Here is a 26,634-nt window from a genome sequence, read left to right on the forward strand (position 1 = left end):
TTTGACAAGGCTCTTGGCGCGGGGTGGAGCAGCCCGGTAGCTCGTCAGGCTCATAACCTGAAGGTCACAGGTTCAAATCCTGTCCCCGCAACCAAATACACAACACCACAGTAGCCCCAGTCCCAACAGACCGGGGCTTTATCGCGTTCCAAACACCCCGCGCCGATACCGGATCCCGCGTCCGCAGCCTCAGCTAGTGGGTTGGAGCGTGGGGGACCCAGACTGGTGACCCGGCGGTTACGCCCGTCGTGGGTGCGTGAGACTACCGCTATGACCAGAGCGTAACCGGTTTGTCGCGTCAGTTGCGCCCTCGGCACTTACGAGACGTATCTTTAGGTCGGCGATGGGCCGGAGATAAGCCGCCCAGCAGCATGCCGGTAGATCGCTCATCTGGGGTCTCTGCCAAGTCCACCGAGGCTGCTTCCTATGCCCCGAGACCTGGAACGGCGTCACCATAGCTCTCGGCACGTGCTGACACTTTCGAAGCCCATGGTGGTTTTGGCAAACCGGCCGCGTACGATGATGAGCGTTACCCCGTCTGGCGCAGCCTTGGTGCGGACGATGCCCATGCTGCGGTGCTCGCGGTCGAGCTCGCGGGGTAGGTCCGCTGCGAAGTGCCCGATAAGATCGAATGCCGCACTGTATCGCTGACGCCCGCAGCCGCGCACCCGCCAGGTTTGTCGATGCGGATCGACGTGCTGCTGAACGTCTGCCGCTTCGCGGCCTGCACGCCCGGCGTCCGCAGGCGCCGACAGCTCGTCCGTCGCTGACGCCCCATATTATCGGCCCGGACGCCGATCCGGATGCTAGCGGGCTGCAGGAGAGCTTTGACATGGCCTAGTGAGCGCTACGGGCCTTGTCCGCGCTCATAGCGTACGGGCGATGACGCACAGGTTCGGCTCGCTGCGGATGAGGCCACCCGACTATCGAACCGAACCGCGGCTGTTTGCGAAAGCGGCGTGGTGCATTGGAGAGCTCGCCCGAGTGCGGCCGGATGAAGATGCGGCGTCTGAGTCATAGAGTATGGTCAAGAATGCTCTGCTGAGGACCACTTTGCCCGACAGGTTCGCCGGATCCCGCGGCGCGCGGCTGCCCGAATCTGGGCCGAGCACTTGACCGGTAATGGACGCTTAAGAAGAAGATCGTCACCCAACGCTGGTGAGCAGTCTCCTGATCGCGTTCGGGAGCGAAGAGGGCGTGAGGGCATGCTGCTTCAGGCAGCGAGGCAACCGTCAGACAGCATTAAACGGACTTACCCTGAAAGGCGCCGGGGTGCTGGCGCGATTGGGGCCACATCCAGCGTGGAAGGTTGACAGGCGCCGCGACACTCCGACGTCGTCCTAGAGCCTGAGGCTACTAATCGACCCGCTCGCGGGGTGCGTGGCTTTCGGCCTCCTTATCCGCAGCAAGCAGGACTGTATCGATCGGCATCGTGGGCGAGGGTCCGTCCTGCTATCTTGAGCAGCGATGGCGGCCACGCGTGATCAGGCCCGGTTACGCGTGATCTAGACGCTTCGACCGGGCGATCACAGTCGGCTCGTCACGTCGCCCCCGGATGGAACGCTGGCCAGCAACGTTCACCCCTGATCTGCCAGGATCTTTTGCAAAACACTTCAGTGTCGGGGCTCGCTAGCGGCAGCAATCGCGGATTTCGCCGCGAGAATGTAGGCGGAGGTGGTGCTCACCGTGTACTCGTTCTCATACCAGAGGAATGGCCAGTCGGTGCCCACTTCGGGGAAGTCGGGCTTTATCAGAATGACGCCTGGGACAAGCCCGCCGGGAATGAAGGAATAGTCGGCCCGGTTGTGGCCATAAGCGACGAGCTTCGACCGAGCGCCAACCGCCGACACGAGCGACAGGTTGTTGGCCGGGTGCCGGCCTAGAAGATAGTCGAGCGCCCGCAGCGTGTAATCCGCATCGATGATCGCGGGGAACGCCTTGTGCAGCATGTACATGGTCGAGCCGAAGGTCGCGACCTGATGCGACCCCGCCCAGGAACCCTCACCGATCGGCACGCCGAACGGGTTCTGCGCGAGGTCCCCGTCGATGCGAGCCTTGGCGGCACGGGTCATCTGCTCCAGCCGGGCACGATAATCCGCATCCATGAAGGGGATGACGCGCACCGCCGGTGCCGCAGCCTGGTCAAAGTCGCTGGCGATCACGGGCAGCAACGCCTTCATGCGCGCGACATATAGCGGGTCGCCACCCGTCGTGATCAGCAGTTCGGCCGTGGCGGACACGTCCGCGACCTCGGCATTGCCGGACGCAAATCCAGCGCCCCGGCCGACCTTCTTGAGGTGCAAGCGCGTGCGCTGGTTATTCCAGATCACCTTTGCCGCAGCCAGCGCATCGCGAGCCATCGAAGGATCCAGCGTCTTCAGCGCCCGGCTGGCACCTGCCAGCGCGCCCACCATGTCGAGGTCGGTCGCCGGCTGATCCGTTGTGAATGCCCAACGATCGTCCGGTGCGCCTGACCGATCGCCTTGGACCTGATTGGGGCCGAGCTTCGCGTCGTAAAGACGCCCGTCCGTCTGGGATCCTGCATCGCCCAGATGCGTGTATTGCTTCAAGGTCGGGTCGACGATCCCGTCGATCGCGTGCCCGAACACCTTGTATTGGGCTAGCAACTGCAAGGTGCCGTGGCGGATCTGCTGGAGTGCATCCTCCACCCCATCGGGCTTGCGGATCTCCACCTGCTTGGCAGCTTCATCGACACTGGTTTCGTCCCAGTCAGCCCCGAACAGCTCGCGCGTCCAGACCAGGTTGCGGATCACCCAGCTGTTATCGGACGTCTGGATGTCATAGTCGCCCGCATCCTGCCATCCGCCGACGGCCAGCCCGGCGATATGCTGACCTGGCTTGAACGGTGAATCCAGATCGGCCCCTGTGTTATAGGCATCGAAGTGGGCGAGGTTCGCAGGCGCCTGCCGCGCGTCATCGAGATGGGATGGGGCCTGCCACACGCGATATTGTTCTCGCACGCCGACATGATCCATCTGCGCCGCCAGGAAGGTATCGAGGGAAGGTTGCCAGATCTGGCCATAGGCACCCGCGTCGATCCGGAAAGGATTCGTCGTCTGGCCCGCATAGCGGACCGCGTAGATGCCAGGTTCCCGCACCCGCGAGAAATCAAACGCGGCGTAATTGTACCGCTTCCAACGCCCGCGTGGTTGAACCGCAGCCCGCAGCGCGGACCGCTCACCCCGGGTGCTAAACTGGACCAGCTCGGCCTGTGCCGGGCCTTTGAAATTCGGATCGAGCTCGATCAGCGCGATCTTGCTCCGTCCCAACGTATAGCCGGCCTGATTGAATGAGATCACGGGCGGGCGAACCCAGTCCTTGATGCGGTTCGGCCGCACATGCCACACGACCGCGTTCTTCTGCGCGCCAGCCGCAATCATGGAGCGCACCACGAACCAGCCATTTTGCGCGCGGTTGCGGGCGTCATACAGTGCCAGCGGCGCGCCATCCGATTGTATGGTGATCCGCGTCATCGGGTCTTCGGGCGCGAGCGTCAGTGTCGTGCCGCCCGTCGCAAGCGGCTGGGGATCGCCCGATCCGTCCTTCACCATCGGCCCACCAGGATGCCGCGGAAAAAGCCCCGGCGTATCGCCCAAGACGAAGCTTTTGCCGAAATAGGCAGTTGGCAGGAAGTCGAGGTTGAAACCGGCCTTGCCCGCCAGGCTTGAGGGCAGTGGCTGGTCCAAGTCCACGACCACGCGAAAGCCGTCCTCCTCCGGAGTGACCCGGACCTGATAGGAAAGGTTCGGCGTCTTGAAGGCAGAGCGGACCACGACCTCGTTCGGTGTCGAACCCTTTGCGCGGCTGACGAACAGCGGCACTGGATCCCATTGCTCTGGCGTCGGGTTAAGGCGCACCGCGCCATCCGTGGCCACGCGCATCCCATGCATCACCAGCTGGATGCCGGCATTCTTCTCGTCGAAGAAGATCGGGCTGAACTGGTTCTGGTCGATGATGACGCTGAGGCCGCGTCCTTCCAACGTCTGATCGGGGCCTACCGTTAGGGTCTGGGTAGCTGCACCCGCCGCCAGGCTAGAAAGGCAGACGGTGGCTAAAAGCCGAAGGGGGAAGCTTGCCATCGTCAGTCTTCTCCAGATCTTGTGTGTTGCGCTCGGATCAACGCTCAGTTGCCGTTGCACAGTAGGGCAGTGGATTGGTTGCCTGATCACGAACGCGTATGAGGCTTGGCACGGTGTGGCAGCCGGTGATGGGTAAGCTGTTCCTGGTTGAGCCTTGTTTGTTGTTGATGGCGACCATCGTTGAAGCCCTGCGGCTACCGGAAGACCTCATTGGAGGTCACCTGATCGCACCCTAGCTCCCGCCTGCGTTCCACTTTTCTTGATGATCTGGCGTGCTTCGACCGGCCAGGCCGCGCCATCTACCTTGATGTTTCCGGTCGCGCGATTGTTGAGGTAATCGCTCCAATCACCATTGAGCCGGCCAGAATTATACCAGTTCCCAGTCGCGACATTGTCCATCGCGGTGCGGCGCGGGGCGATGTGTGCTTGCGAGTTGAGGTTGAGCCAGACACCGCCGATGCGATCGATGACGTTGTTGCGCACCGTCAGGTAACGTGATCCTTCGTCGAGGTAGATGGCTATGCCGCCCGAACCCGCGACGTCGGACACGTAATTCTCCGCGATCAGCCCCCCAGGGTCGGCGGACAGGTGGTAGATGGCGCCTCCGTCGGGGAACCATTGCTTTACTCGCGATACTCGATTGCCGACGATCACCGTGTCACGCAGCGTCGTGGGCGTGTCATAGACGACGTTGCCTGGCTGGTCGTAGTAGCCGCGCTGCCCGCGCCAATATTCGGCGCTACCGCCCGGATCGTTCGCGCCCCATCCCCAGCCGACGTCGATGCCGTCATAGGGGGTGTCAGAAACGTCGTTGTTCATGATCAGCGTGCCCGACGCGTAGGTCACCAGGATCGCCGACTGCTCCTTGTAGTCGTGCGACACGCCGCTGATCCGGTTGTCGCGGATCACGATGTCGCGCAGACCCATTTCAGGGCGGGAAGGGTGATGAGCATCCGGCTCGATCCCGCCCACCATGATGGCGCCTCCGGCCAGATCGGTGAACTCGTTCGCCGTCACCTCGATCGCGGCGGTACCCAGACCGATCCCGCCCTCATTTGCCTCGGCGTTGTTGCCGATGCCGAGCGCGACCTGCCCCAGTTGTGAGAAGCTGTTGTCGTCGAACACGACCCGCGTTGCGGCGGCAACCTGTACGGCAGCAGGCTGCTGACGCCAGTGGTTGCGCTGCCGCTCGAAAGCCGGGCAACCCCAGCTGCAATCCCGGATCGGATCCGCGGGGTAATCGGTCAGTTCGCCGGCGAGGTAGGAACCGCTTTGCTGGCTGGCATAGCCCTGCTGTCCCGAAGGCTGACGCCAGCTGGTATGGCGAAAGCTCAGATACCGAAACTGCAGATCTCTCACGGGGCGGTCATAGCTGCCGCTGAGCGACATCAGCTGTTCCAGCAGCGGCAGAACGACTTCCGGGTGGGTCATGTCCTCACCCGGCCGGGGCTTGTAGTAAAGGCGGCTCGCCTTGGGGTCGGCGAACCACTGGCCTGCATCACGCAGGAACGCGAGTGAGTTTACTAGGAAAAGACGTGCGACATCCGAGGAGATTGGTCTCGCGATGGTGTCATAGCCGACGAGGTTGTTGCGCCACCCAGGCTGCTGCATCACGATTCGGTCACCATCGACGTGGTCGATCATGGCGTGGCGGTGGGTGAACCAGCTCATCCCTTCCACTTCGATGCGGTCCTGGCCGGGTAACAAGGCGAGCGGCCGCCAGGCCGGGTCTGTTATCTGAAGGCCCCAAGGATGAAAGGTAACTGCCGCGCGCGGGATCTCTATTGCCGCACGAGGGGCGAGAGCGCCATTGACGGTTAATTGTCGGGGGTCTGCTCCCGCAGGGATGGTGGCTACCCAGATCCCGCGTGCCGCGTCGGCCAGTTTCCAGCCCGACACGGGCACGCCGCCTGATAACACGGGACGAGTCCGACCCGTGCCCTCCCAACGAACGGCGAAGCCATTCTGCCCGCCATCGGCAGCGGTGAAGCGCAGGGGTGCGGACAGGCGGTAGACTCCATCTGCCAGCCGCACGGTCACGTCATGGTCGGCGTTCCAGCGGCGCACCGCCTGTTGCGCGCGAGCGAGGCTGGCGAAAGGACGCTCTGTCGATCCATCGCCCTGATCCGATCCGGAAGGGGAGACGTGAAGGACGACTGCCACGGGCGCCGGGCGGTTCGGTATGACGACTTTGTGCTGGCGCTCCGTCTGATCTCGCGACGGAACGATGGGAAAGCTGGGCTGAGAAGGTAGTTGTGCCCATGCCGGGGTGGCGGCGACGGTCAGGAGCACCAGGAACAGTCGCGCAATTGCCATGATCGTGAATTTCCACAGGACCGGTCGGTCGCGACGGTCTGGAGTACCTGAAACCTGCTCCCACCATCGGGCCACGCCACGCGCAAGCTCATCCAACCGGGTGGGGAGCAACGTGTTTGGCAGTTCCGTCGGATCGAAGCTGTTGTCCATTCAGATACGTGGCAAACCGAGATCGACGACCTTGCGGATGAGATCGCGGTGGCGGGGCAGTCCGGTCAGCATGCGTTGCGTCTGCGCGGCGTTTTCGCGCATCGCGCGCCCGGCCATGATCGCATCAGCGTCGTTGGTGCCGGCCGGAACGGCTGTCGAATAGCCCATCCCATAAAGGACGTACTGATAGCTCGCGGCGGGGAACACCTCCTCGGCACGGTCGAACTCGTCCAGCGTCCAGGGCGCGTGATAACGCCACAGTTCCATCAGCCCGCGGAGGCGGTCGGGCATTGTTTCGGGCCGCTGATTGTCTCGCCAAAACTCGCTGTCGGTGCGCCGGGTCAACGCATAGTGCAGTTTCAGGAAGTCGATGATGCGGCCCCAACGATATGATGTCGTTTCGTTGAAGCGGCGCGCGACGACGTCCATCACCTCGCGGCAGGCCGGCATCTGTTCGGCAATCAGCTTTGCCGACAGTTCGATCAGCACGATGGCTGACGCTTCCAGGGGCTCCAGAAAGCCCGCCGCAAGTCCGACAGCGACGCAATTACGCTTCCAGAACGTCTCACGATGGCCGGCGCGGATCGACAGGCGACGCACAGGCAGGTCGCTGCCCGCTGGGCCCAGATACGCCCGCAGCTCACGTTCCGCGTCGTCAGCACTGATATGCGCGCTGGAGAACACATGGCCGACGCCGCGCCGTGTCGGCAGGCCGATGTCCCAGATCCACCCTGCCGACTGCGCGGTGGAGATCGTGTGGCTGGCGATCGGAGCGTCCGGATCGGGGTAGGAGATCTGGACGGCGAGTGCCGTGTCGCAGAACAGCGTGTCGGCGCAGTTCTTGAACGGCACGTCCAGCGCCTTTCCGATCAACAGGGCGTGAAACCCCGTGCAATCGACGAACAGGTCGCCTGCAATCTCGCCAGCCTCCCGCGTGGAAACCGAAGCGATGTCACCATTCTGATCCAGCACCGCTTCGGTCACGTTGGCCAGCACATGGCGGACGCCGAGTTGCTCCGTGCAATGCTTTCGCAGAAAGGTGGACAGCTTGCCGGCATCCAAGTGGTAGGCGTAGTTTGCCAGCGCGTCGTATTCGGGCGTTGCGATCGTCTTGGGTGCCAGGCCCGCGTCGCAGATGCGGCCCTGTGGTGTCACAGCGTCGCAGAAACTCTCATCCGACTGGCTCAACCAATGCTGCGCCAGGTTCACCTGGCCAAAGCTCTGCGGCAGCATCAGCGGGTGGTAGTAGCCGTCGTCGGCCTTGCCGGTCGTCCAGCGGTTGAAGCGGGCGCCTTGCTTGAATGAGGCTTCGCATTCGCGGAACAGATCTGTTTCGGAAATGCCCATGCGACGCAGCGTGGTGCGCAGAGTCGGCCAGGTCCCCTCACCAACGCCGATGATCGGGACGTCGGGTGACTCGACCAGCGTGACCGTGAAGCCATGCGGCTGGCGGCTCTTGTGCTTCGCGGCGATCACGCCGGCGGTCAGCCAGCCTGCCGTTCCGCCGCCGACTACAACAACGTTTCTGATCGGACGCATGAGGAGAAGGCATCCAAAAAAGCCGGGGCTGTCAACCGATGATCGACAGCCCCGTCAGGGGGACATCAGAAGCGGTACCGCGCACCGAGCGTGAAGCGGCGACCATAGTCGAACACGTCGAGCAGCTGGTTCTTGAACCGGCCATGCGTGCTCTGCTTGTTGTTATTGACGTTCAGCACCTCGCCGAACACGCTCACATGGTCGGTGATGTCCCAGCTGGAGCTGAGATCGACCTGGAAGCTTGAGTTGACGAAGGTCGGCTCTGCTCCGAACGAGCCGGTGTTCTGGTTCTGACCGAAGCCCGACAGATATTCGTCGCGCCAGTTCAATGCGCCGCGGATCTGGAATCCGTTCTTGTCGTAGAAGCCCACGAAATTTGCCGAGTTGGCAAGGCCCGTCACCGCAAAGCCGCTCTGCGAGATGTCGGTGTTGTCATACGGCTTGTTGGTGTCGACGAACGTGGCGTTGGCCTGGAAGCCGAAGCCGCTGTCGCCGAACACCTGCTGCCAGGCGAGTTCCACGCCGCGCACGGTCGCATCGGGTCCGTTGACCTGTTGCGATACGGCGAAGACTGCGGGCTGGCCCGTGGTGGGATCGACGACATTGTTGATCGTCTGTCGTGTGACGCCCCCGACAATGAAGTTGCTGACGTTCTTCAGGAAGAAATCGACGGCGAAGTAGGAGTTGCGGCGATAATACCACTCGGCCGCGACATCGAAGTTGTCTGCGAGGTAGGGCTGCAGGTTCGGGTTGCCGCCGCTTGCCGACAGCGCGTTGACGCGCTGGCCGTTGCCGACATTCAGTACCGGCGTCAGCAGGTTGAGGCCCGGACGGGTCAGCGTGCGCGATGCGTCAAAGCGCAACTGCAGCTTGTCCGTGACCTCAAGCCGGGCATCGACGCTTGGCAACAGATAGGAATAGTTGCTCTTGGTCGTGACCGGCTGCGTGGGCGAGAAGCTGAGCGACAGAAGCGTCGGGTCTGCCGCGCTGCGCGTGATGCCGGTGGGCACGCGGCCCTGGCCGATCGAGCGCAGGTTGGTGTTCTCGTTGCGGACACCCGCGTTGAAGTGGAACGGCATGCCCGCAATGTCCGCGTCGAAATTGACGCGCAGGAACAACGCCCAGGTCTTCTCATTCACCGTCAGGACGCTGCCGGGATCGGTTTGCTGGTCAAAGGCGCCGGTGAACCCGTTGACGCCGCCACCATAGTTGAATGCCGGAATGTTGGTCGTCTGCGGATTGCCGAGGCTGGTCAGGAACTGCTGGTACGCGACCGGGCTGTAGATCAGCACAGACGGCGGCAGGCTGCCCTTGAAGCCAGAGATGAAGTTGTTGAGGCCGATGTTGCCCGTCACCAGACTGCCCGGTAGCGGTGCATAGCCCGATGTGCGGCCGGACGGTGCACCGTAACCGGCATAGGCCTGCCAGTAATTGTTGGTGAAGGTGCTGGAATTCTTGAACTTGAACGTGTCGTCGTAATACTGGCCACCTGCCTTGATCGTCAGGTTATCCTGCTTCCAGGTCGCAAGCGCCCGGAACTGCTTCAGCACATCCGTATTCTGCTGCGTCTGATTGACGGTCACGTGCGACCCGATCAGCGCCGGATCCGCCCAGCGGCCCTGGTTGCCCGCCGGACCGAAAGTGGTCAGCGAGGGGAAGCCCTTGTTGCTGTCCTGGTCGATCGTGATGCCCAGCGTCGTACCCAGATCGCCGCCGTAACCGATGTCGCCATTGCGGCTGCCGACCACGTTGCCAGGGTTGAGCCAGCTCTTGGCATACGCGCCGTCCGCCTCGAAGGTGAGGTTCTCGGTCGCATCGAACTTGACGTTCAGGCCGGTCTGGTTGGTCTGAAGAACCTGCTTGTTCTCCGCCGACGTGAAGTCGGTGGGCGAACCGGCCTGGGTGAAGCTGATTGTCTGGCCGTTGTCGTCCAGCTTCACGTTGCGCAGGTCGCTCTGGTTGAACCAGATACCGAACCCGTAAACGGCCGTGCTGATCGTCTGGCGCGAATAGTTGTTGTCGAGCGTGACCATCAGCTCGTCTGAAGGGTGCCACTGGAGCGCGATGCGGCCGTCAACACGCTCGTCCGCGACACGCTGCTGCTCAGCGCCGTATTGCTGCGGGAACCAGCCCACGACAGTCTTGTTGGCGGGGGCGAGTTGATCCGCGGTGCAGGCCGGGGTCAACTGGCACGGCGCATAGAAGCCGCCCGGCCAACCCGACACATAAACCCGGTTCGTGTCGGTGTCCCGGCGCGTGTAGATGAAGTCCGACAGGATCCCGAGCGTTTCGTCGGCGAAGGTGTCGCTGACCAGGATGCCTGCGGTCGGTACGATCTTGCCCGCGCGGTCCTGGATCGATCCGGACGCGGTTGCGGCAAGGCGGAAGCCGGGGTGATCGAACGGCTTGGGGAAAGCGATGTCGACGGTTGCACCGATCGAGCTGGACGCCAGCGAGACGTCCGGTGTCTTGAGCACGCTCAACTGGCCGATGAAGTCGACGCCCACGGTCGAAAAGTCGATCTGGCGTCCGCCGGTGCCGGTCGAGATGCGGCGGCCATCGTACAGCGTCGTGTTGAAGTCGCCACCAAAGCCGCGAACGGTGATGCCAGTCGGCTCGCCGCGCGAACCCGAACGCTGGATGGACACGCCGGGCAGGCGTTGCAGCGAGGCCGCGACGTTGGAATCAGGGAACTTGCCGATATCCTCGGCAGAGATCGCGTCGACGACGCCGGGCGATGTCCGCTTAATGTCGAGGTTGCGCTGCAGCGACCCGCGAAGGCCACGAACGACGACGTCGTCAGTCTGGGGGGCGTTCCCCAGTGCCTGGTCGGGAGCGGCGGACGCGTCCTGCGGCGTGCCAGCCTGCTCGGCCGAAAGATTGTTGGCCTGCGTCGGCACGGCCGGCTGAACGGGCCCAGGATTGCCGGTCTGATTCTGCAGGCTGCCCGTGTCCTGCGCCATCGCAGGAGCGGCCAGCATCAACGGCAGGCCGGATACGCCAATCAGCAAGGCCCGCTTGATAGCGGTACCACTGATGGTCGGAAAAATTGAAATGCCGTTCATGCCCTCTCCCCTTTGCATCAAGGAGCCGCTGCGGATAATCCCGCGCGGCTGTCCCATCATTCGCCCGTCGGCTCGTCCATCATGACGGATCGGCCGCGGTGCTTATCGTTGCTGCAGGGAAGCTATCTGCCCCTCAACGTTGAATCAAGTCTTTTGTAGGTCTATTGCAGTGCAACGCGGAACCGCTGGCTCGTCGCCTTCCGTCGATGGCAGGGCTATGGTGCGCGTAACGAACAGGGGGGATGACCATTGGCTCAATGGGAAGTGCTGAGTGTGGGGCGGCATCGCGGGCTGCGCTTTGATCCGGCCGCACGGGTGCCCCGCCAGTTCGCCCAGATCGTCGCGAGCGAGTTCGCCCCGGCAGCGCTCGACCACCCCATTCTTTTCACGAAGCGCGCGGATACCGGCGCTTTCTACGCAGGGGCTTTGCTGTCGCTGGTTGCCGGAGAGAGCCCCTTGGCGGGCACGTTCCGGCCCGCGGACGTGGAGCGTGAGGGCTTCTTTGTTGATGCGGAGCGGATCGTGATCGACCGCGCCCATCCTCAGTTCGGCGCGGCGGAAGGTGAGCCGTTGTTTGACCCGGAGGGTTCGCCATCACCGTCGCTGCGACATGTGCAACGAGCACTGGCGCGACTCGATGCGGGCTTGGCAACCACGGACCAGCTGGTCCAAAGGCTCCTCCAAGTAGGAGTAATCGAACCGATCGATATCAGCCTCAGCTTCGACTCGGGCGAGAAGCTTGTGCTGCAGGACCTGTATACGGTCAGCCTGGACGCGCTTCGCGACCTGTCGGATCAGGATGCCCTCGCGCTGCTGCGCGAGGGGGATCTGCAGCTTTGCTATATTCAGGCCCAGTCCGTTGGGCACATCCGCCGCATGGCGCAGCGGCGGAACGATCAACTGGCAGCAGCGCCGGTGTGACAAGCTTGCGCGAGATCTCGGGCGACAGCCTTTCCGACCCGCAGGCATTCCGGCAGGACGTGATGCTGGACTGTCGCCCCGTGGTTCTACGCGGCGTGGCAAAGGCGTGGCCCCTGGTTGCCGCCACCCGCGGCGGTAACCTCGCCGAATATCTCCTGCAATTCGACAGCGGGCGCGAAGCGGAGATGTTCGTCGGCGCCCCGGCGATCAGGGGCCGTTATCATTATGGTGAGGACCTGGCCGGGTTCAATTTCGAGCGCCGTCAACTTGGCTTCGGCGCGGCGTTGGCGGCGATGCTCGCCCGCGGCGAGGATCGCGATGCGCCGTCCATGTATATGGGCTCGCTCTCGACCGACACCTATCTGCCGGGCTTTGCCGAGCAGAACAGGATGCCGCTCGTACCCGAAACTGTTCGGCCCCGGATATGGATGGGTACCGAGTCACAGGTCGCGTGCCACCATGACACGGCCGACAACGTCGCCTGTGTTGCCGCCGGCCATCGCCGCTTCACCCTGTTCGCACCGGAAGCGATCGGCGACCTGTACGTTGGCCCAATCGATCACACCATGGCGGGCCAGCCGGTCAGCCTGGCAGTCGGCAGCGAGCGAGGTGACCCGCGCTTTCCTCGGTTCGAGCGAGTGCGCAACGAAGCGTTGGTGGTTGAGCTCGGGCCCGGCGACGCGGTCTACATACCAAAGCTGTGGTGGCATCAGGTAGAGGCGCTGGATCCGTTCAACATCCTGGTGAACTATTGGTGGGACGGCTTTGCGAGCGGCCCCGACCAGCCGAACACTGCGATGATGCTCGCGATGATCGCTATTGCCGAGCGGCCCGCGGGTGAGCGTGCTGCCTGGGCTGCCTTCTTCGACCATTACGTATTCCGGCCGGAGCGGCACCCGCTGGAACACCTGCCCGCTGAACGGCATGGCATCCTGGGTCCTTTGGTGGCCGGAAACTACGGGCGCATCAGATCCGTGGTCATGCGACTGCTGCGGGGCGGGTGAGCGAGCGTCCCGCCACCTTCTCTCGCGGCAGTATCATGCCCATGCGGGTCGCGAACCGCTCCGACCCGCGCGGAATGCTGGTGCCGGGCTGACCCTATCCGACGCTGACCTGGAAAGCGTCAGGCGCCATGATGCCGGTCCTGCCTAGCGGAACGCCGTTAAGATCTCGTGGCGACAGTCGATAGGTCAACGTTTCCGCTCCCCTGGGGCAACGCCCTCCGCTGCAGGCCATTTCATGCAACTGACGGAGCGCTACGGCACAGCTTTGCGGCTTCCTTGCCCGGCCCGTCGCCGATGCTGCGCGGGTCCGGTGCTGACCCGTGCCGCGTTCCTCGCGCCGCCATTCAAGGGCTGCTCCCCTCCTAAGCGAACTGATGTCGTGCTGACCGATGGATCGGCGTGGCGGGTCACGGGATGTTCTTGCGCTCCAGCGTCAGTCGCTTGTCGGAACAATAGCCGCACGTTGCACCGGTGAAGCGCGCCGCCGCGCCGGGACGGTGTTTCAGCTGCCAGTCCAGCCACGCCGTCACGACCTCTGCACCGACCCCTCCATGAGGCTGCATGTAAGTGCCCCCGTGCCCGACCGGGATGTTGACCATGGCGGCAGGAAGTCTGGACAGTCGGCGGAAGTCGTCGGATCCGTTCGCAAAAGCTATGTCGGCGGGGCCGCCCAGCACATACAAGACCGAGCCGTGCAGCTGACCAAGGATCGACTTGTCGGACTTGATGCCACTGATCGGACTGGCGCCGTCGTTAAAGAAGCCGCTGTTCATGATCACGGCAGTCCGCACTCTTGGATCAGGAGCGACGGACAGGGCCTGTAACCCGCCGCAGCTCCAGCCCGATACCGCGACCTGATCGGTGGCGATGCGGCCCGCTAATGGGCTGCCGGCACGCGTATTCTCTCGTTGGGCCCAGTCGATGGCGTCCGACAACAATCGGGTTTCGGTTTGAGCGCTAAGTTTGCCGGCGGGGGCGGAAGTGGCTGACGCAGCTGTGGCTTTGGGCACCGTACCGGAAGCGATCACCAGATAGCCGTGTGACGCGATCTCCAGCAGGTGATTGCGCGAACTGGTGCCGTCGGCGCTGCATCCACCATTGCCGAAAACATAGATGCCGAGCTTCTCGGATCCTGTCCTGGGAAGGTTGGCGGGCCGATACACGACATGATCGGGCAGGTCCGCACGTTCTTCGAACAGGGCAGGGTAGGGGCCGCTTCCGCGCTCGACCGGCGTCGCAGCCAGCGCTGCCGTCCCCACGATCGCCACCGCTATGCCGAAACAAACGCGCATGATCCCCATCCTGTTGATTATTGAATTGTCGTACTGTTGACCAATCGATGTGGCGCTGTCTAGTTTGCTTCAAAGAACACCGCAGCGTCCCGGCGCTGGCGGAATGAAGGGGGAGAACAGGCGATGGTACGTGGGCCTCATGGACTGCGGCAGGCGTGGCTGGGCGCAACGCTGCTTGCGCTCGGCTTGTCGGGCATGGCGCTGGCCCAGGCACAGCCGTCCGTCCCGCCACTCGCCGACTTCTTTGCCCCGGTCACGCCGGGCGCACGCGCCGTGGACACCGACGGCTTCATCCAGCGCTGGCTGTTGCTGGAGCCGATCAACAAGCCCAACCGCAGCAATGCCGTTTTCACCGGCACCTATGTCCGGCAGGCTTTGACCACGCGCTACTTCCCTGGCCAGTTCACCGCGCTGCCACGTGACGGGCAGGTGGTGAAAGCGTCGGAGCCGCTCCGGTGGCACGCGTTCGATTCCAAGCTGTTCGACGTCAAGCTGTTCAATTTCGCCCAGGCGCTCGGGAAACCGAAATACGGCGTGATCTTCTGGGCGACGACCGTGGTGAATAGCCCGCGCGAGATGAAGAATGTGCGGCTCGCGGTGGGGTCCAATTCAGCCTCGATGTGGTGGCTGAACGGGGCGGAGGCGGCGGCGCTGTTCGACGACCGCCGCATGGTGATGGACGATGTCCTGTCCGACCGACTGACCTTGAAGAAGGGGCGGAACATCCTGCGCGGCGCGGTGATCAACGGTCCCGGGCTCAGCGATTTCTGCGTCCGCTTCGTGGACGAGGCCGGTCGCCCGATCCGCGACATCACCACCGACGTGAAGTGAGCGACGCCGCCATGTGTGCTGGAGCGACCATGAAGCACCTAACCACCGCCGCACTCGGTATCTGCCTTGCTGCGGCCACGCCCGCGGCAGCCCAACTCGCAGGCGAGGTATTCATCCACGACCCGTCGACCATTACCGAATCCGATGGCAAATGGTACACCTTCGGCACCCGGGGCGGCGGGCTGGTGTCGGAGGACGGCTGGACCTGGGCCGGCGGGCCGGTCCGCCCGGGCGGCGGCGTCGCGCCCGATGTAATCAAGATCGGTGACCGCTACCTCGTCGCCTATGCGGTGGGCGGGGGCGGCATGTCGGGCGGGCATGCAAGCCAGGTCAAGATCATGTGGACCAAGTCGCTCGATCCCAAGTCGCGCGATTTCGGCTACCATGACGTGGGCGTGGTTGCGTCGAGCAACGGCGTGGAGAACCTCGATGCGATCGATCCTGCATTCCTGCTGGTCGATGGCCGCCTGTGGCTCAGCTATGGGACATATTTTGGTTCGATCCAGGTCATTGAACTGGATCCTGCAACTGGCCTGCGTGTCGCGGGCAATCAGCCGGTCGATGTCGCCATCGACATGGAGGCGACCGCGATGATGTACCGGGACGGCTGGTACTATCTTCTCGGCACACATGGCACGTGCTGCGACGGGCCGAACTCCACCTATAACATCCGCGTCGGCCGCTCGCGCAGCGTCCTCGGGCCATATCTCGACAATATGGGCCAGCCGCTGCTGAAGGGTGGTGGGAAGCTCGTGGCGGGCGCTCGCGGTCGTGGGCTAGGGCCGGGGCATTTCGGGCACATCGACCTCGGCAGCGGGCTGGAGAAATTCTCTATGCATTATGAGGCGGACATGGACCGCAGCGGGCGCAGCGTGCTCGCGATCGCGCCACTCCTGTGGCGCGATGGCTGGCCGGTGTCGGGGAGCAACATTACGCCCGGCACCTATGAACTGCAGTCCGAGCGAAGCGGCAACGCGCTCCAAACCAAGGTGGATTTCGTCCGCATAGCTTTCGATCCCCGGCGCAGCTTCATGGCGAAGCCGACGGATCCGGTCTCGCCCATCCCCGATCAGAAGCTGCCGGATGTGCAAGCGACTTGGCCGTCAGGTCCAGCACGGGTTGAACTCGCTGCATTCATGGTGCGTCCGGACCAGCTCTGGACTGTGACCCCGGCGCCTGAGGCAGGCGGGTACTTTGGCGCGCCGTTTTACAAAATCACGATTGCCGGAACGGATCGCGCGCTCGCGGCGACCTCGTCGGGCGAAGTGGAGGCGTCGGCCGCTTATTCCGGGGCGGCTGCCCAACTGTGGCGGATCGATCAGCTGACGGACGGCACCTACCGGATCACGCCCCGCACGAAGGTCGCGGGGATTGAGGATGTGGCGCTTGTGGCAATCGGGACCAGCACGGTCACGCTTGCCCGGTTCGACCCGCGGACCGACGCGGGCCGATGGCGGTTCATGACGCCCTGATGCGCATGGGCCGGCGCTGGCCCAGGTTGTGCAACTCCAGCCTGACAATGCGCCGGTTCATCCAGGGCAACACGAGTGACGCTCATCGCAGGCGCATGAATGCATCCAGGGCACTGCGCGTGGTATCCGCAAAGCGGTCATAGATTGCCCGCGCGAGCTGGGCGATCCCTGACTGCCGATCCCGTCCACCCCGGGCGAAAATCGCCAGCGCGACGCGGTTGCCGTCGGGCATGGTGACAATGCCAACGTCATTGGTGATGCCATCGAGCGTACCCGTCTTGTCCTCCACTCGGGTGCCAATGGGAAGGAGCGCACGGATGCGGCGGGTTCCGGTCGAGCAGCGGCTCATCAACCCAAACAGCAAAGCGCGACTTCCGTCCGTGAGAACGTCGTCGTTGTTTAGCTTGTACAACAGCGTAACCATCGCGTTGGGAGTGGCAACGTCCTTGAAATCGGCCAGGTGGCCGCGATCGCGAAGCAACTGCGCGATGGTCCGGTCCACCCTGATTCCGGTGATCCCGTGCGACAGGAGCCACTGCTGGAGAGCGATCGGGCCACCAATGACAGAGAGTAGCTGATCAGCGGCGGTGTTATCGCTGCGCACGATCATCAGCTCCATGAGCTTTGCGGCCGAGCGGCCCGCAACAACGTCGTCGAGACTGCGGCGGCCCTGGTCGACCTCGGCGAGGTAGGTGGCTGCAATCGCGACCTTGACCGTGCTTGCCATGGGGAAAGCGGTGTCGCCGTTTACCGCTACGCTGGAACCGCTGCGGAGGTCGAGCGCCGCAATGCCGTACTCGCCGGGACGCCCTGCAACCAGCATACTCAGCTCTCGCTCGAGCCCTACAAGCTCCGGAGAGCTCGCGCGCGCTGGTGACGGGCTGATCCAGCTGGCGGCGAAACAGGAAATGAGCAGGCCGGCGGCCAGATGAACGCGCATCAACAATCCTCAGGCGTTGTCGTGCAGTGACCAGCTCATGATAACCCGAAAGGCTGAACGCACCATGATGGAAGCGTACACAGGGGTCACGACGCCTCTGTCGGCGCAGCGGAAGGGGAGGGCGGTGCCACGATGTCCTCAGTCCAGTTGACCGACGCGCTGCTGCCCTACCGGTCTGCTTTCAGCTGGGCATAGTCGATCGTGACCCGTCCCGCGGCACGCCCGGCCAGCCTGCGCGCGGTTTCGACGTCGGCCGCGCGGGCAAGTGCTACCCCCATGCGGCGGTAGGGCCGCGTCGCGGGTTTGCCGAACAGGCGAACGTCGACTTCTCCTTGCTCGGTCGACAGCGCATCGGCGAGACCCTCGAATGCAAACGTCGTTGCCTCCCGGTCGGCCAGAATCACGGCCGACGCCGCCGGGCCGAGCAGGCGTGGTTCCGGCACAGGCAGGCCCAGGATGGCGCGGGCGTGCAGGTCGAACTCGCTTAACGTCTGCGAGATCAGCGTCACCATACCGGTATCGTGCGGACGCGGCGACAGTTCGGAGAAGATCACCTCGTCGCCGCGAACAAAGAACTCGACCCCGAACAGCCCATAGCCGCCAAGGTCGTCCACCACGCGCCGGGCCATGTCCTGCGCCTGGCTGAGCGCGTGTTGTGACATCGCCACGGGCTGCCATGATTCCTGATAGTCGCCGCGTTCCTGCCGATGGCCGATGGGCGGGCAGAAGCGCACGCCGTCACGGGTGCGGACGGTGAGAAGCGTGATCTCGTAGTCGAATGCGATGAACTGTTCGACGATGACACGGCGGCGGTCGCCGCGCATGTTGGCGACCGCATAGTCCCAGGCACGCTCGACATCCTCGGCGGCGGTGACCGTGCTCTGCCCCTTGCCGGAGGACGACATCACCGGCTTGACCACGCAGGGGAAGCCGGTGTGCGAAGCGGCCGCCTGCGCCTCCGCCAGGTTTTCGGCATAGCGGTAGCGCGAGGTGGTTAGCCCCAGCTCGACCGCGGCGACGTCGCGTATCCGGTCGCGGTTCATCGTCAGCTGCGTCGCGCGGGCGGAAGGGACCACGGTAAAGCCCCGCGCCTCCGCCTCGGCCAGTACCTCCGTTCGGATCGCCTCGACCTCCGGCACGATGAAGTCGGGGCGGTGCCGCTCGATCGCGGCGCGGAGCAGGTCCGCGTCGAGCATGGAGAACACCTCCGCGCTATCGGCCACCTGCATTGCGGGGGCGCCGGCATAGCTGTCACACGCGATCACATAGGCCCCAAGGCGCTTGGCCGAGATCGTGAACTCGCGGCCGAGTTCTCCGGAGCCGAGCAGCAAGATTGTCGCGGTGAACGGCATGTTGGGCCTCTCCTAAACGTCCGGTGCTCTTAGCCGGCAGCGCTGCGGTGTCGAGCCGCAGCGCGAGGTGAGTTGCCCGGCGGCCAGTTTCCTGCTGCGCGACCGAGGTGGGTCACGGTCCGGGAGAAGTGAGTCAACTGGCCGTGTCTCGCTGCCCGCTCGGAGCCCAGGGCGAGGCTAATCCGGATCGCCGAATCGGTCGGTTCGTTTGCATGAACAAGGTGCTCACCACGGCTGACATCGAGCTTCGCTGGCGAGGTGCCCAATCTCGTTTCCGCCGATCAGCCTGGCCGCGGGGCTCCCTGCTCAAGAAAGGCGAGGCGCGCGCGCAGTTCATCCAGCATCCTGTGCATGCCTGGATCTATTCGATTGGCTGGGACTGCCGAACGCACAGCTTCTGCAAGCGGTGCAGCGAGCGCCGATAATGCCGCCAGGTCGGATTTTGAAAAGCGGGATCGATCCTCGCGAGGTCGGATGACGAGCCAGCCAGCCAGGCCGTCCTGATCTTCGAGGTGAAGGACGTGGCCATGAGCGGCATCGTTTTCCGTCGCAGGCGCGGGCGCTTCTCCGGTGCGGGCCGGCTCTCGGTTCGCGACGAGGGTCCGTCCGTTGGGAGTTCGTGCAAGTACAGCCCCTCCAGGTGCGTGCAGGGCGCGGAGCGCTACGTCGAGCGCTCGGGTCGCAACCTCAGCGCCGTCGCAGTGCCCGCGCCAAACCGACAAACGGTCTGGTAGTTGCTCGAGATCCAGGCTCGTCGGGTTGAACTTGCGCTTGCACCAGCGGACAACCACGGCCTGCGTGGGCGCGAACACGCAGGCGACCAAGGCCGCGCCGAGAGCAAGTGCCAGTGCGTCGTGTTCTTTCCCGAGCACATAGGCAACGACGAGCTTGGCGACGTCGGACAGCACAGCCCACAACAGCCCGATGGAGGTTGTGATCAGCGCGAGGGCCACCGAGCGGCTGATAACGCGATCGACGTCCCACAGACGATACCGGATCAACGAAATGAGCAGGCCGAGCGGAAGGATCGCAAAGCTTAGGTTGAAAAGACAAACGGTGGTCAATGCCCAGATCGCTTGCTTGTTTGCTGGCCACTCGTCGTAAGGTGTCAGCGACATGGCAAGCGACAGTCCTGCAAGCATGAAGCCGGCGGCGAAACCTAGCGCGGCCCATTTAATCTGTTGCCTCTCGCGCCCTGAGCTGAGCTTACGATAGCGTAGGACCTGCGCCCCCAGGAGTATGAGAGGAATGCCGATGGCGATCGTCAGCGACAGCCAATCCGCGATATAGTCCGACGCCAGCAGAAGGCCGAAAACGGGCGCTGCGGCCAGCGACCAGCGCAACGGCGACGGCGTGAACCGACAATCCGGGAATGCTGCAAGGGCGATCACCAGCAGCGTCCACCATGTGCCAGCCAGCGCATTGACCATGAAACCCGCGCCCATTGCCATCCACAATGGCAAAACCGGGTCGACACACGCCGCTGTCACGAGAAAGCCGAGCCCGAACAACATCGCCTCCGGATCGTCAGGGCGCCGGATCAGAAGTACGCAGCTCGATCCAAGAAGCGAAAGCGAGCACAGGAACGTAGAGAACAGCCGCAGGCTCATCCGCAGGTCGATCGAAAGCGGTACTGGCGGGTTTAACAACGGAGCGCGGGACGATCGGCTGATCGACACAGCGACTCTTTGGCCGTTCGGATTACGGAGCCGAAGCTTCACTCGATCGCCGTCTGCCTTCATCACCGCACTCGTGAGCGAAAGAAGTGACGCGTCCGGCGCAAACTCCTGCCCGCCGATCTGCTCTATTCGTGCCGCAGCAGCTACACCGGCTTGCGCGATGTCGGCGCGCAAGGGCCGGGCGACGGCGTGGTCTTGATCGTCATACTCGATCGCCAGACCTATGGCCCGCATCGCCGGCCTGATCCGGTATGCATCAAACAAGGCGAAAGCCAAGCCGGCCAGCTGAAGGGCGATCACCAGGGTCAGTAGGGCCGCCCAAATCACGCGTACTCTGCGCGCCACAGTCTTTGTCGGACAAGGAAGCGTGTCGGGCAGCCTGAAGCGGCGACCCACGGTCACAATCGACGCCATCCAGCTCGCCCCCGAAACCCTGACCAGAGAAGCTAACACGAGAGGTGGGAGCGCTGAAGCAGCAGGTCCTAGGCAAAACTAGGTAAGAGATTCAATCAGTGCGGGTTTCGATCGAGCAGTTCCCGTGAAAGGAGCGCAGCCGACCCATCAACGCGAGACTGCCCGAACGGCTGCAACTCATTCGAGGGCCTGAACACCGGCCCGGGAAGCCCACCTCCCTCCGCGGGCTTAAGGGCACGCATGGCCAGACCGTCGTGGACCTACTGGCATAGCCCTGCGTTTCAGTGCTCCCAATTGGGAGAGGAGATACAATGAAGCACCCCATCACGACCGCTCTGGTCGGCGCCGCCCTGTGCGCAACGGGCGCATTGGCGCAATCGCATCAGCAAGGTTCGCACAATCCAGCACTGAAGGACGGAGGCCCGCATCGGGTTTCATCGCCTGCCCACGGTGCAAACTCGTTCACCGAAGACCAGGCTCACGGTCGCCTGAGGAAGGCCGGCTTCTCGCGCGTGTCGAACCTGAGGAAGGACAACCACGGCGTTTGGCGCGGCGTGGCGTATCGCGGCCGGAGCAAGGTCCGCGTCGGCGTAGACTACAAGGGTAACGTGGTTCGCTGACCTCCTCTCTTCCCAAGGACAAATCCAATGACCCAGACGATCACACGCCTGTTCGACAATTATTCGGACGCCAAGGCAGCAGTTCAGAAACTTGAAGCGCTCGGCATCCCGCACTCCGACTTGAGCATCGTAGCCAGCAACGCCGATGGTGCTCACGGCGAACATCACCATGGCCACGATCACGACGGAGTGAACGACGATGGCGACGTAAGCCGTGGCACCTCGACGGGTGCCGTCCTTGGTGGCGCGGGGGGGCTGCTCGCGGGTCTTGGCCTGCTCGCAATTCCGGGGCTCGGCCCCATCGTTGCAGCTGGTTGGCTCGCCGCGACGGCCGCCGGTGCCGGTTTGGGCGCGCTGGGCGGAGCGGCGACGGGCACGATCGTCGGCGCGCTGAAGGAAGCCGGTCACACGGAGGACGAAGCTCACGTCTACTCGGAAGGCGTGCGCCGCGGCGGCACCCTGCTGAGTGCGCGTGTGCCCGACGAGCTTGCTGCCCAGGCGGAGACAGTGCTCCACAGCCACAACTCCGTCGACGCCGCCACTCGTGGTGCCGCCTACCGCAGTCAGGGCTGGACCAGCTTCGACGAGAACGCGCCCGCATACGACCGCGAGCAGGTCGTCGCTGAGCGCACCCGCTACGTGGGCGCAGGCAGCGAGACAGTGCCAAGGACCGGCAGCAGCTTCTGAATTCGTGGGGCAGCGTCGTTCAGGCGCTGCCCCTGCCAGCATCTGAGTGAACAGCCACTGCGTATCCACGTCCCGGAACGGCGGTGATGGTGGAACCGCACGCCAGCGATCTTATCGATTGTCTTGGGAGCGGCCGTGCTGTGCGGCGGAGCGACGCACGGTCATCTCGACGATACGGAACGCGCTGCTGGTCGCGGCGGGGCGTCATCGCCGGCAGGAACAATACCCGCGACCCCGACCGGCAATTCGTGTTTCAGGAGCTTTCTCGGCGCGCAATATTGCACATTCTCGTCCCTAGAGCGCCAATGGTTCGTCCAGCAGCTCCGGTTGACGCGTGGAAAGCTCGTATTTGCAACGCTCTCCCTGTCCCACACGCGTGTTCATGCGAAGCAGGCCTTCAACTGGCTGGATCGAGCATGGAAGCGCCGGCAGGTAAATCATCCTGTGGCACCAACCGCATTCATTGCCGCCTGTCCCGTCTGGCGCAGTCGCCCACGGCAGGTACTCGCCCCCATCAGCCATCTGCATCCCCTCAGTGCACGTTCTCGTGCTTGCGCAGGAACATACGCATGAAAGGGGCAAAGGTCGCAAGAACCGCGATCGAACCGTTGGGAGGCGGCTGTTCACCGATGCTGCCGATGCCTGCCTGTCGCTCGTTCAACCGCCGCAGCGGTCGACACCTGGCCCGGCGCATTCTCATGTCTAAGTGGGTTCGACCCTCAACAATTCGTTGATGCCCGCCGCGAGCGTCTCCAACTTGTACGGCTTCCTAAGAATAGGAAATTCGCGCTGATCTTTGGGTATGAACTGCTTGCTGCTGTAGCCGCTCGCGAGGAGAACGGGGATGTTCCGATCTGACGCCCTGATCCTCTTGGCCAGCTCCAGACCACTGATCCCGGGCATCACGATATCCGAGAATACCAGATCGATTTCATGCTCTTTCAGCACCTCGAGCGCCTCGTTTCCGGTCGACGATTCCATCACCTTGCAGCCCAGATCGTCTAACAGCTGACGAGCAAAGTAGCGGACATGCTCGCTGTCCTCGACAACGAGGACCCGCAGCCCTTCAGGAACCTTGGTCCCTGCATCGGAGGCTGTTTGCTTCTTGCGCTGTTTGGCGGTTCGAGGAAGCCAAAGCTCGACCAGGGTGCCCACCCCAGGCTCGGAGCTGATCGAGGCCGTGCCGCCGGATTGTACGGCGTATCCGTGGATCTGGGAAAGGCCGAGGCCAGTGCCCTTGCCCGTCGGTTTGGTAGTAAAGAACGGTTCAAAGACACGCTTCAGCGTCTCAGGCGGAATTCCCTCTCCCGTGTCGCGGATTGACAGAAGTGCGCCATCGACGTCCGCGCGAACGGCATTTCTGGTCGAGATCGTGATCTTCCCGCCAGTTGGCATTGCGTCCCGGGCATTCAGCACCGCGTTGACCAGCGCCGCCTCTAGGCCTGCCGAGTCGATCTCGACGAGCCAAAGCGCGGGTGCGAGATCGAGCTGGAGTTCGTAGAGACTCCCAAGCGTACGCTGCAGCATCTCGCCCGAGGCATCCAGTCGGACGCTCAGGTCTATGACCTCAGGCTCGAGCGGTTGGCGCCGAGCGAACGCCAGTAGCTGCGACGTAAGACTTGCGGCCCGCTCAGCCGTTTCCAGCATGACGCTCAGATACCGGGTGCGTTTGTCGAGCGGCAGGTCCGGCTGTTTGAGCATGAAGTCCGCAGAGCCTTGCATGACCGTCATCAGATTGTTGAAGTCGTGCGCGATTCCGCCTGCCAGCTCACCGAGTGCCTGGAGCTTCTGTGACTGAAGAAGCGCTTCTTGCGTATGGCGGAGGTCTTGTTCCGCCTGCTTTCTGTCGCTGACGTCACGGGTGATCTTTGCGAAGCCGATATGGTCGCCGGCTTCGTTGTAGATCGGATCGATGACGACGTGAGCCCAGAATAGCGAGCCATCCTTCCTCACTCGCTGGGCTTCTGCCTCGAACTTGCCGGCTTCCAAGGAGGTCACCAGTGCACCGTGCGGGGCGCCTCGCGAACGATCTTCATCGGTATAGAAGATCGAGAAGTGCTGCCCCAGTACTTCGCTCTCGTTGTAACCCTTGATCGCCTGCGCGCCGGAGTTCCAGCTCGTGATCCGCCCATCCGTATCGAGCATGTAGATCGCGTAATCATGGACACCCTGAACCAGCAATTTAAGCTGCAGGGCGCTGTCGTAGTTCGCCTGCTCCAGGCGCCGTTTCTCAGTGATGTCGCGCGTGATCTTCGCGAACCCGAGCAACGTGCCATCGGCATCGTAGATGGCGTCAACAACGACGTGGGCGAGAAACTTTTCCCCGTCCTTGCGCAGCCGCCAGCCCTCCATTTCGAAACGCTTCTGCTCAGCGGCGATTTCGAGGATGCGCGCTGGGAGCCCCTTGATGCGATCCTCGGGGAGGAAGAACTTGGAGAAGTGCTCGCCGACGATCTCGTCAGCCTCGTAGCCCTTGAACCGGCGCGCACCAGCGTTCCAGGTCGTAACATGCCCCTGGGGATCCAGCATGTAGAGAGCATAATCAGTGACGGCATCGACCAGGAGTTGGAATGTCTCGGCCGCAGGCTGTTTTCTGTCTTCAGATGAATGCAAAGCCTGATCCCGTGTTAGCCCCCCGGCTCAACACCATAGACCAAAGTCCATATCCTAACTCCACGGATCGGCAACAGATTTCGGAGTGGCGCAGCCGACAAGCAGCTTTCCCAGCCTAAAATCCGGCCTCGATCGCCAGACGTAACGCGTCGGCGGCATTAGCCACGCCCAGGCGCCTCACGAGAGCGCTCCGATGCATTTTGATCGTTTTTTCCGTCAGCCCCATTTCTTCCCCGATCTGACGGTTCCGCAATCCACGCGCCATCAGCCGAAGGACATTGCGCTGTTGACCCGTAAGCTGACCTACCCGCTCCGCTGCGGAGGCGCGCGCATTCACGGCATGTTGAGGGTCGACCTCCATCTGACTGCCGACGAAATGAGTTACCTCTCCATCTTCGCCATGGATCGGGGCGATCATGACCGCGTTGACGAACGTGCTGCCGTCTTTGCGATAGTTGACCATCTCGACCACTACGGGCGTTCCGGTCGCAACGGCTCGGCTGAGAACGGCGGAATGAGCAGGTGAGGTTTCCGGTCCGGCAAGAATTCTGCAATTGACGCCGAGCAGTTCCGCTTCCGTATATCCGGTCATCTGCTCGAACTGCTGGTTTGCAGCGATGATCGGGTTGTCCTCGGCTCGGGCGTCTGTGACGACCGAAGCAATGGGCGAAAGCCTGATGGACCGAACAAGCTCTCGCTCCTCGTTGCCGCGCGTCGTCAAAGTACTTTCACCCGTCGTGATTCGGGCCGGTTATTAACACGACGATTCGGACGGGCTACCCGGAAGCGGGAAGCGACTGCTTGCGGTGCTCGGATCCCTAGCGATGCGCGACACACGGTGGTGAGTCACGCTGGATTGCTTCTACGCGGCGGTGACGGTGACGCTCACGTCCATCGCCTCGAAATCTTCTGCGGCGCCGATGTAGTTACCTGAAATAGGCATGATCTGGCCGTTGCAACGCCCAACGGCGACCGGCACCAACTGCGCGGCGCCGAGGCGCTGGTGGGTGGGATCGAATGCGACCCAACCGGCGCCGGGCAGATAGACTTCTGCCCAGGCATGAGTGGAGCCCGCGTCGTCCTGCGAAGTTTCGGGGTCGTACAGATAGCCAGACACAGCCCGGGCGGCGAAGCCCAGGTGCCGCACCGCGTCGATGAACAACGCGGCGATGTCTCGGCATGAGCCGCTCGCGAGCGCGAGCGTTTCGGTCGGGGTTTGCGTGCCTTGCTCGTCGCGGGTGCGATACGCCACCACGGGAAGAATGCCGGTGTTCAAGTCCTTGAGCAGCGACAGCGTATCGGCAGGTGTCGAGAAGACGAAGGCTCTCGCCCAATCGGCCACTGTCCCGTCGGAGTCTGGACGCTCGGGACGAAGGAATCCGCCAAGATCGATCTCTTCCGCATCCGTATAGCGGAAGGGGTAGCTGTGTGCGCGCACCGCGATTGGAAAGACGGGCCAGGCAGGCGCGCACTGCTCAACAGTGGAGCAGCTCTCGATGACCAGCTCGGCGGCTGGACGTGCAAAGGTAGCTGTCGCGACGACGTTGCCGAACACGTCCTGGCTCCATGCGAGTTGCGCCTCAGGCGTGCAATGAAGCGTAGTTTCCACGACCCGCAGGTCGTGGCTGGCCCGCGGGAA

General features: G+C 63.3%; 18 protein-coding genes and 1 tRNA gene. 8 read left to right on the forward strand and 11 right to left on the reverse strand.

The window, feature by feature from the left end:
- Positions 1-17 precede the first annotated feature (17 nt).
- Both FHS94_RS18445 and FHS94_RS19250 read left to right on the forward strand, forming a co-directional pair.
- Positions 18-94: transfer RNA gene (locus FHS94_RS18445), tRNA-Met, on the forward strand.
- 520 nt (positions 95-614) lie between these two features.
- On the forward strand, positions 615-770 hold the full coding sequence (locus FHS94_RS19250; protein WP_221234891.1) for a hypothetical protein: 156 nt from the start codon (positions 615-617) through the stop codon (positions 768-770).
- Positions 771-1,613: 843 nt separating this feature from the next.
- Here the strand turns inward: FHS94_RS19250 and FHS94_RS18450 are convergent.
- The 4 genes from FHS94_RS18450 to FHS94_RS18465 form a co-directional block, all read right to left on the reverse strand.
- The gene (locus tag FHS94_RS18450; protein WP_184060668.1) at positions 1,614-4,100 is read right to left on the reverse strand and encodes a glycoside hydrolase family 9 protein; all 2,487 of its coding nucleotides are present in this window, start codon (positions 4,098-4,100) and stop codon (positions 1,614-1,616) included.
- A gap of 207 nt (positions 4,101-4,307) precedes the next feature.
- On the reverse strand, positions 4,308-6,566 hold the full coding sequence (locus FHS94_RS18455; RefSeq protein ID WP_221234892.1) for a right-handed parallel beta-helix repeat-containing protein: 2,259 nt from the start codon (positions 6,564-6,566) through the stop codon (positions 4,308-4,310).
- Complete coding sequence (locus tag FHS94_RS18460) at positions 6,567-8,105, reverse strand: tryptophan halogenase family protein (RefSeq protein ID WP_184060670.1); 1,539 nt, start codon at positions 8,103-8,105, stop codon at positions 6,567-6,569.
- A gap of 65 nt (positions 8,106-8,170) precedes the next feature.
- Complete coding sequence (locus FHS94_RS18465; RefSeq protein ID WP_184060672.1) at positions 8,171-11,170, reverse strand: TonB-dependent receptor; 3,000 nt, start codon at positions 11,168-11,170, stop codon at positions 8,171-8,173.
- 273 nt (positions 11,171-11,443) lie between these two features.
- Here FHS94_RS18465 and FHS94_RS18470 point away from each other — a divergent pair, with 273 nt between their 5' ends.
- Complete coding sequence (locus tag FHS94_RS18470; RefSeq protein WP_184060674.1) at positions 11,444-12,091, forward strand: SapC family protein; 648 nt, start codon at positions 11,444-11,446, stop codon at positions 12,089-12,091.
- Entirely contained in the window at positions 12,088-13,095 is a 1,008-nt protein-coding gene (locus tag FHS94_RS18475; RefSeq protein WP_343055362.1) for a cupin-like domain-containing protein, read from the forward strand. The genes FHS94_RS18470 and FHS94_RS18475 overlap by 4 nt, the downstream gene beginning before the upstream one ends.
- Before the next feature lie 407 nt (positions 13,096-13,502).
- On the opposite strand, the gene FHS94_RS18480 is transcribed toward FHS94_RS18475, so the two are convergent.
- Positions 13,503-14,387, reverse strand: a complete 885-nt coding sequence (locus FHS94_RS18480) for an alpha/beta hydrolase (RefSeq protein ID WP_184060676.1) — start codon at positions 14,385-14,387, stop codon at positions 13,503-13,505.
- A 123-nt stretch (positions 14,388-14,510) separates the two neighbouring features.
- Here FHS94_RS18480 and FHS94_RS18485 point away from each other — a divergent pair, with 123 nt between their 5' ends.
- Both FHS94_RS18485 and FHS94_RS18490 read left to right on the forward strand, forming a co-directional pair.
- A complete protein-coding gene (locus tag FHS94_RS18485; RefSeq protein WP_184060678.1) occupies positions 14,511-15,218 on the forward strand; it encodes an acetylxylan esterase in 708 nt (235 codons plus the stop codon).
- Positions 15,219-15,247: 29 nt separating this feature from the next.
- The gene (locus FHS94_RS18490) at positions 15,248-16,690 is read left to right on the forward strand and encodes a family 43 glycosylhydrolase (protein ID WP_184060680.1); all 1,443 of its coding nucleotides are present in this window, start codon (positions 15,248-15,250) and stop codon (positions 16,688-16,690) included.
- A gap of 82 nt (positions 16,691-16,772) precedes the next feature.
- Here FHS94_RS18490 and FHS94_RS18495 read toward each other — a convergent pair whose 3' ends face one another.
- From FHS94_RS18495 to FHS94_RS18505, 3 genes are all read right to left on the reverse strand, one after another.
- Complete coding sequence (locus tag FHS94_RS18495) at positions 16,773-17,630, reverse strand: serine hydrolase (RefSeq protein WP_184060682.1); 858 nt, start codon at positions 17,628-17,630, stop codon at positions 16,773-16,775.
- 167 nt (positions 17,631-17,797) lie between these two features.
- Entirely contained in the window at positions 17,798-18,982 is a 1,185-nt protein-coding gene (gene purT / locus FHS94_RS18500; protein WP_184060684.1) for a formate-dependent phosphoribosylglycinamide formyltransferase, read from the reverse strand.
- Positions 18,983-19,263: 281 nt separating this feature from the next.
- The gene (locus FHS94_RS18505; protein WP_184060686.1) at positions 19,264-20,988 is read right to left on the reverse strand and encodes a hypothetical protein; all 1,725 of its coding nucleotides are present in this window, start codon (positions 20,986-20,988) and stop codon (positions 19,264-19,266) included.
- A gap of 398 nt (positions 20,989-21,386) precedes the next feature.
- On the opposite strand from FHS94_RS18505, the gene FHS94_RS18510 reads away from it, so the two are divergent.
- Both FHS94_RS18510 and FHS94_RS18515 read left to right on the forward strand, forming a co-directional pair.
- Positions 21,387-21,695, forward strand: coding sequence for a hypothetical protein (locus tag FHS94_RS18510; protein WP_184060688.1), 309 nt, complete (start codon positions 21,387-21,389; stop codon positions 21,693-21,695).
- 27 nt (positions 21,696-21,722) lie between these two features.
- The gene (locus FHS94_RS18515; protein ID WP_184060690.1) at positions 21,723-22,382 is read left to right on the forward strand and encodes a hypothetical protein; all 660 of its coding nucleotides are present in this window, start codon (positions 21,723-21,725) and stop codon (positions 22,380-22,382) included.
- A 702-nt stretch (positions 22,383-23,084) separates the two neighbouring features.
- Here FHS94_RS18515 and FHS94_RS18520 read toward each other — a convergent pair.
- The 3 genes from FHS94_RS18520 to FHS94_RS18530 all read right to left on the reverse strand — a co-directional run.
- The gene (locus tag FHS94_RS18520; RefSeq protein ID WP_246348995.1) at positions 23,085-24,995 is read right to left on the reverse strand and encodes a hybrid sensor histidine kinase/response regulator; all 1,911 of its coding nucleotides are present in this window, start codon (positions 24,993-24,995) and stop codon (positions 23,085-23,087) included.
- Positions 24,996-25,110: 115 nt separating this feature from the next.
- Positions 25,111-25,716 (reverse strand): PAS domain-containing protein, encoded by a 606-nt coding sequence (locus FHS94_RS18525; RefSeq protein ID WP_246349007.1) that lies wholly within the window; start codon positions 25,714-25,716, stop codon positions 25,111-25,113.
- Positions 25,717-25,857: 141 nt separating this feature from the next.
- The coding region (locus tag FHS94_RS18530) for a transglutaminase family protein (protein WP_184060692.1) at positions 25,858-26,634 on the reverse strand (777 nt) is incomplete at its 5' end.

This window comes from Sphingomonas aerophila (assembly GCF_014199305.1).
GTDB classification, from domain to species: domain Bacteria; phylum Pseudomonadota; class Alphaproteobacteria; order Sphingomonadales; family Sphingomonadaceae; genus Sphingomonas; species Sphingomonas aerophila.

Bases quoted from the DNA above. Each gene is read 5' to 3' on its own strand.
- FHS94_RS18450 (WP_184060668.1), bottom strand. From the start codon at position 4,100: ATGGCAAGCTTCCCCCTTCGGCTTTTAGCCACCGTCTGCCTTTCTAGC.
- FHS94_RS18455 (WP_221234892.1), bottom strand. From the start codon at position 6,566: ATGGACAACAGCTTCGATCCGACGGAACTGCCAAACACGTTGCTCCCC.
- FHS94_RS18460 (WP_184060670.1), bottom strand. From the start codon at position 8,105: ATGCGTCCGATCAGAAACGTTGTTGTAGTCGGCGGCGGAACGGCAGGC.
- FHS94_RS18465 (WP_184060672.1), bottom strand. From the start codon at position 11,170: ATGAACGGCATTTCAATTTTTCCGACCATCAGTGGTACCGCTATCAAG.
- FHS94_RS18480 (WP_184060676.1), bottom strand. From the start codon at position 14,387: ATGCGCGTTTGTTTCGGCATAGCGGTGGCGATCGTGGGGACGGCAGCG.
- FHS94_RS18485 (WP_184060678.1), top strand. From the start codon at position 14,511: ATGGTACGTGGGCCTCATGGACTGCGGCAGGCGTGGCTGGGCGCAACG.
- FHS94_RS18490 (WP_184060680.1), top strand. From the start codon at position 15,248: ATGAAGCACCTAACCACCGCCGCACTCGGTATCTGCCTTGCTGCGGCC.
- FHS94_RS18495 (WP_184060682.1), bottom strand. From the start codon at position 17,630: ATGCGCGTTCATCTGGCCGCCGGCCTGCTCATTTCCTGTTTCGCCGCC.
- purT (WP_184060684.1), bottom strand. From the start codon at position 18,982: ATGCCGTTCACCGCGACAATCTTGCTGCTCGGCTCCGGAGAACTCGGC.
- FHS94_RS18510 (WP_184060688.1), top strand. From the start codon at position 21,387: ATGAAGCACCCCATCACGACCGCTCTGGTCGGCGCCGCCCTGTGCGCA.
- FHS94_RS18515 (WP_184060690.1), top strand. From the start codon at position 21,723: ATGACCCAGACGATCACACGCCTGTTCGACAATTATTCGGACGCCAAG.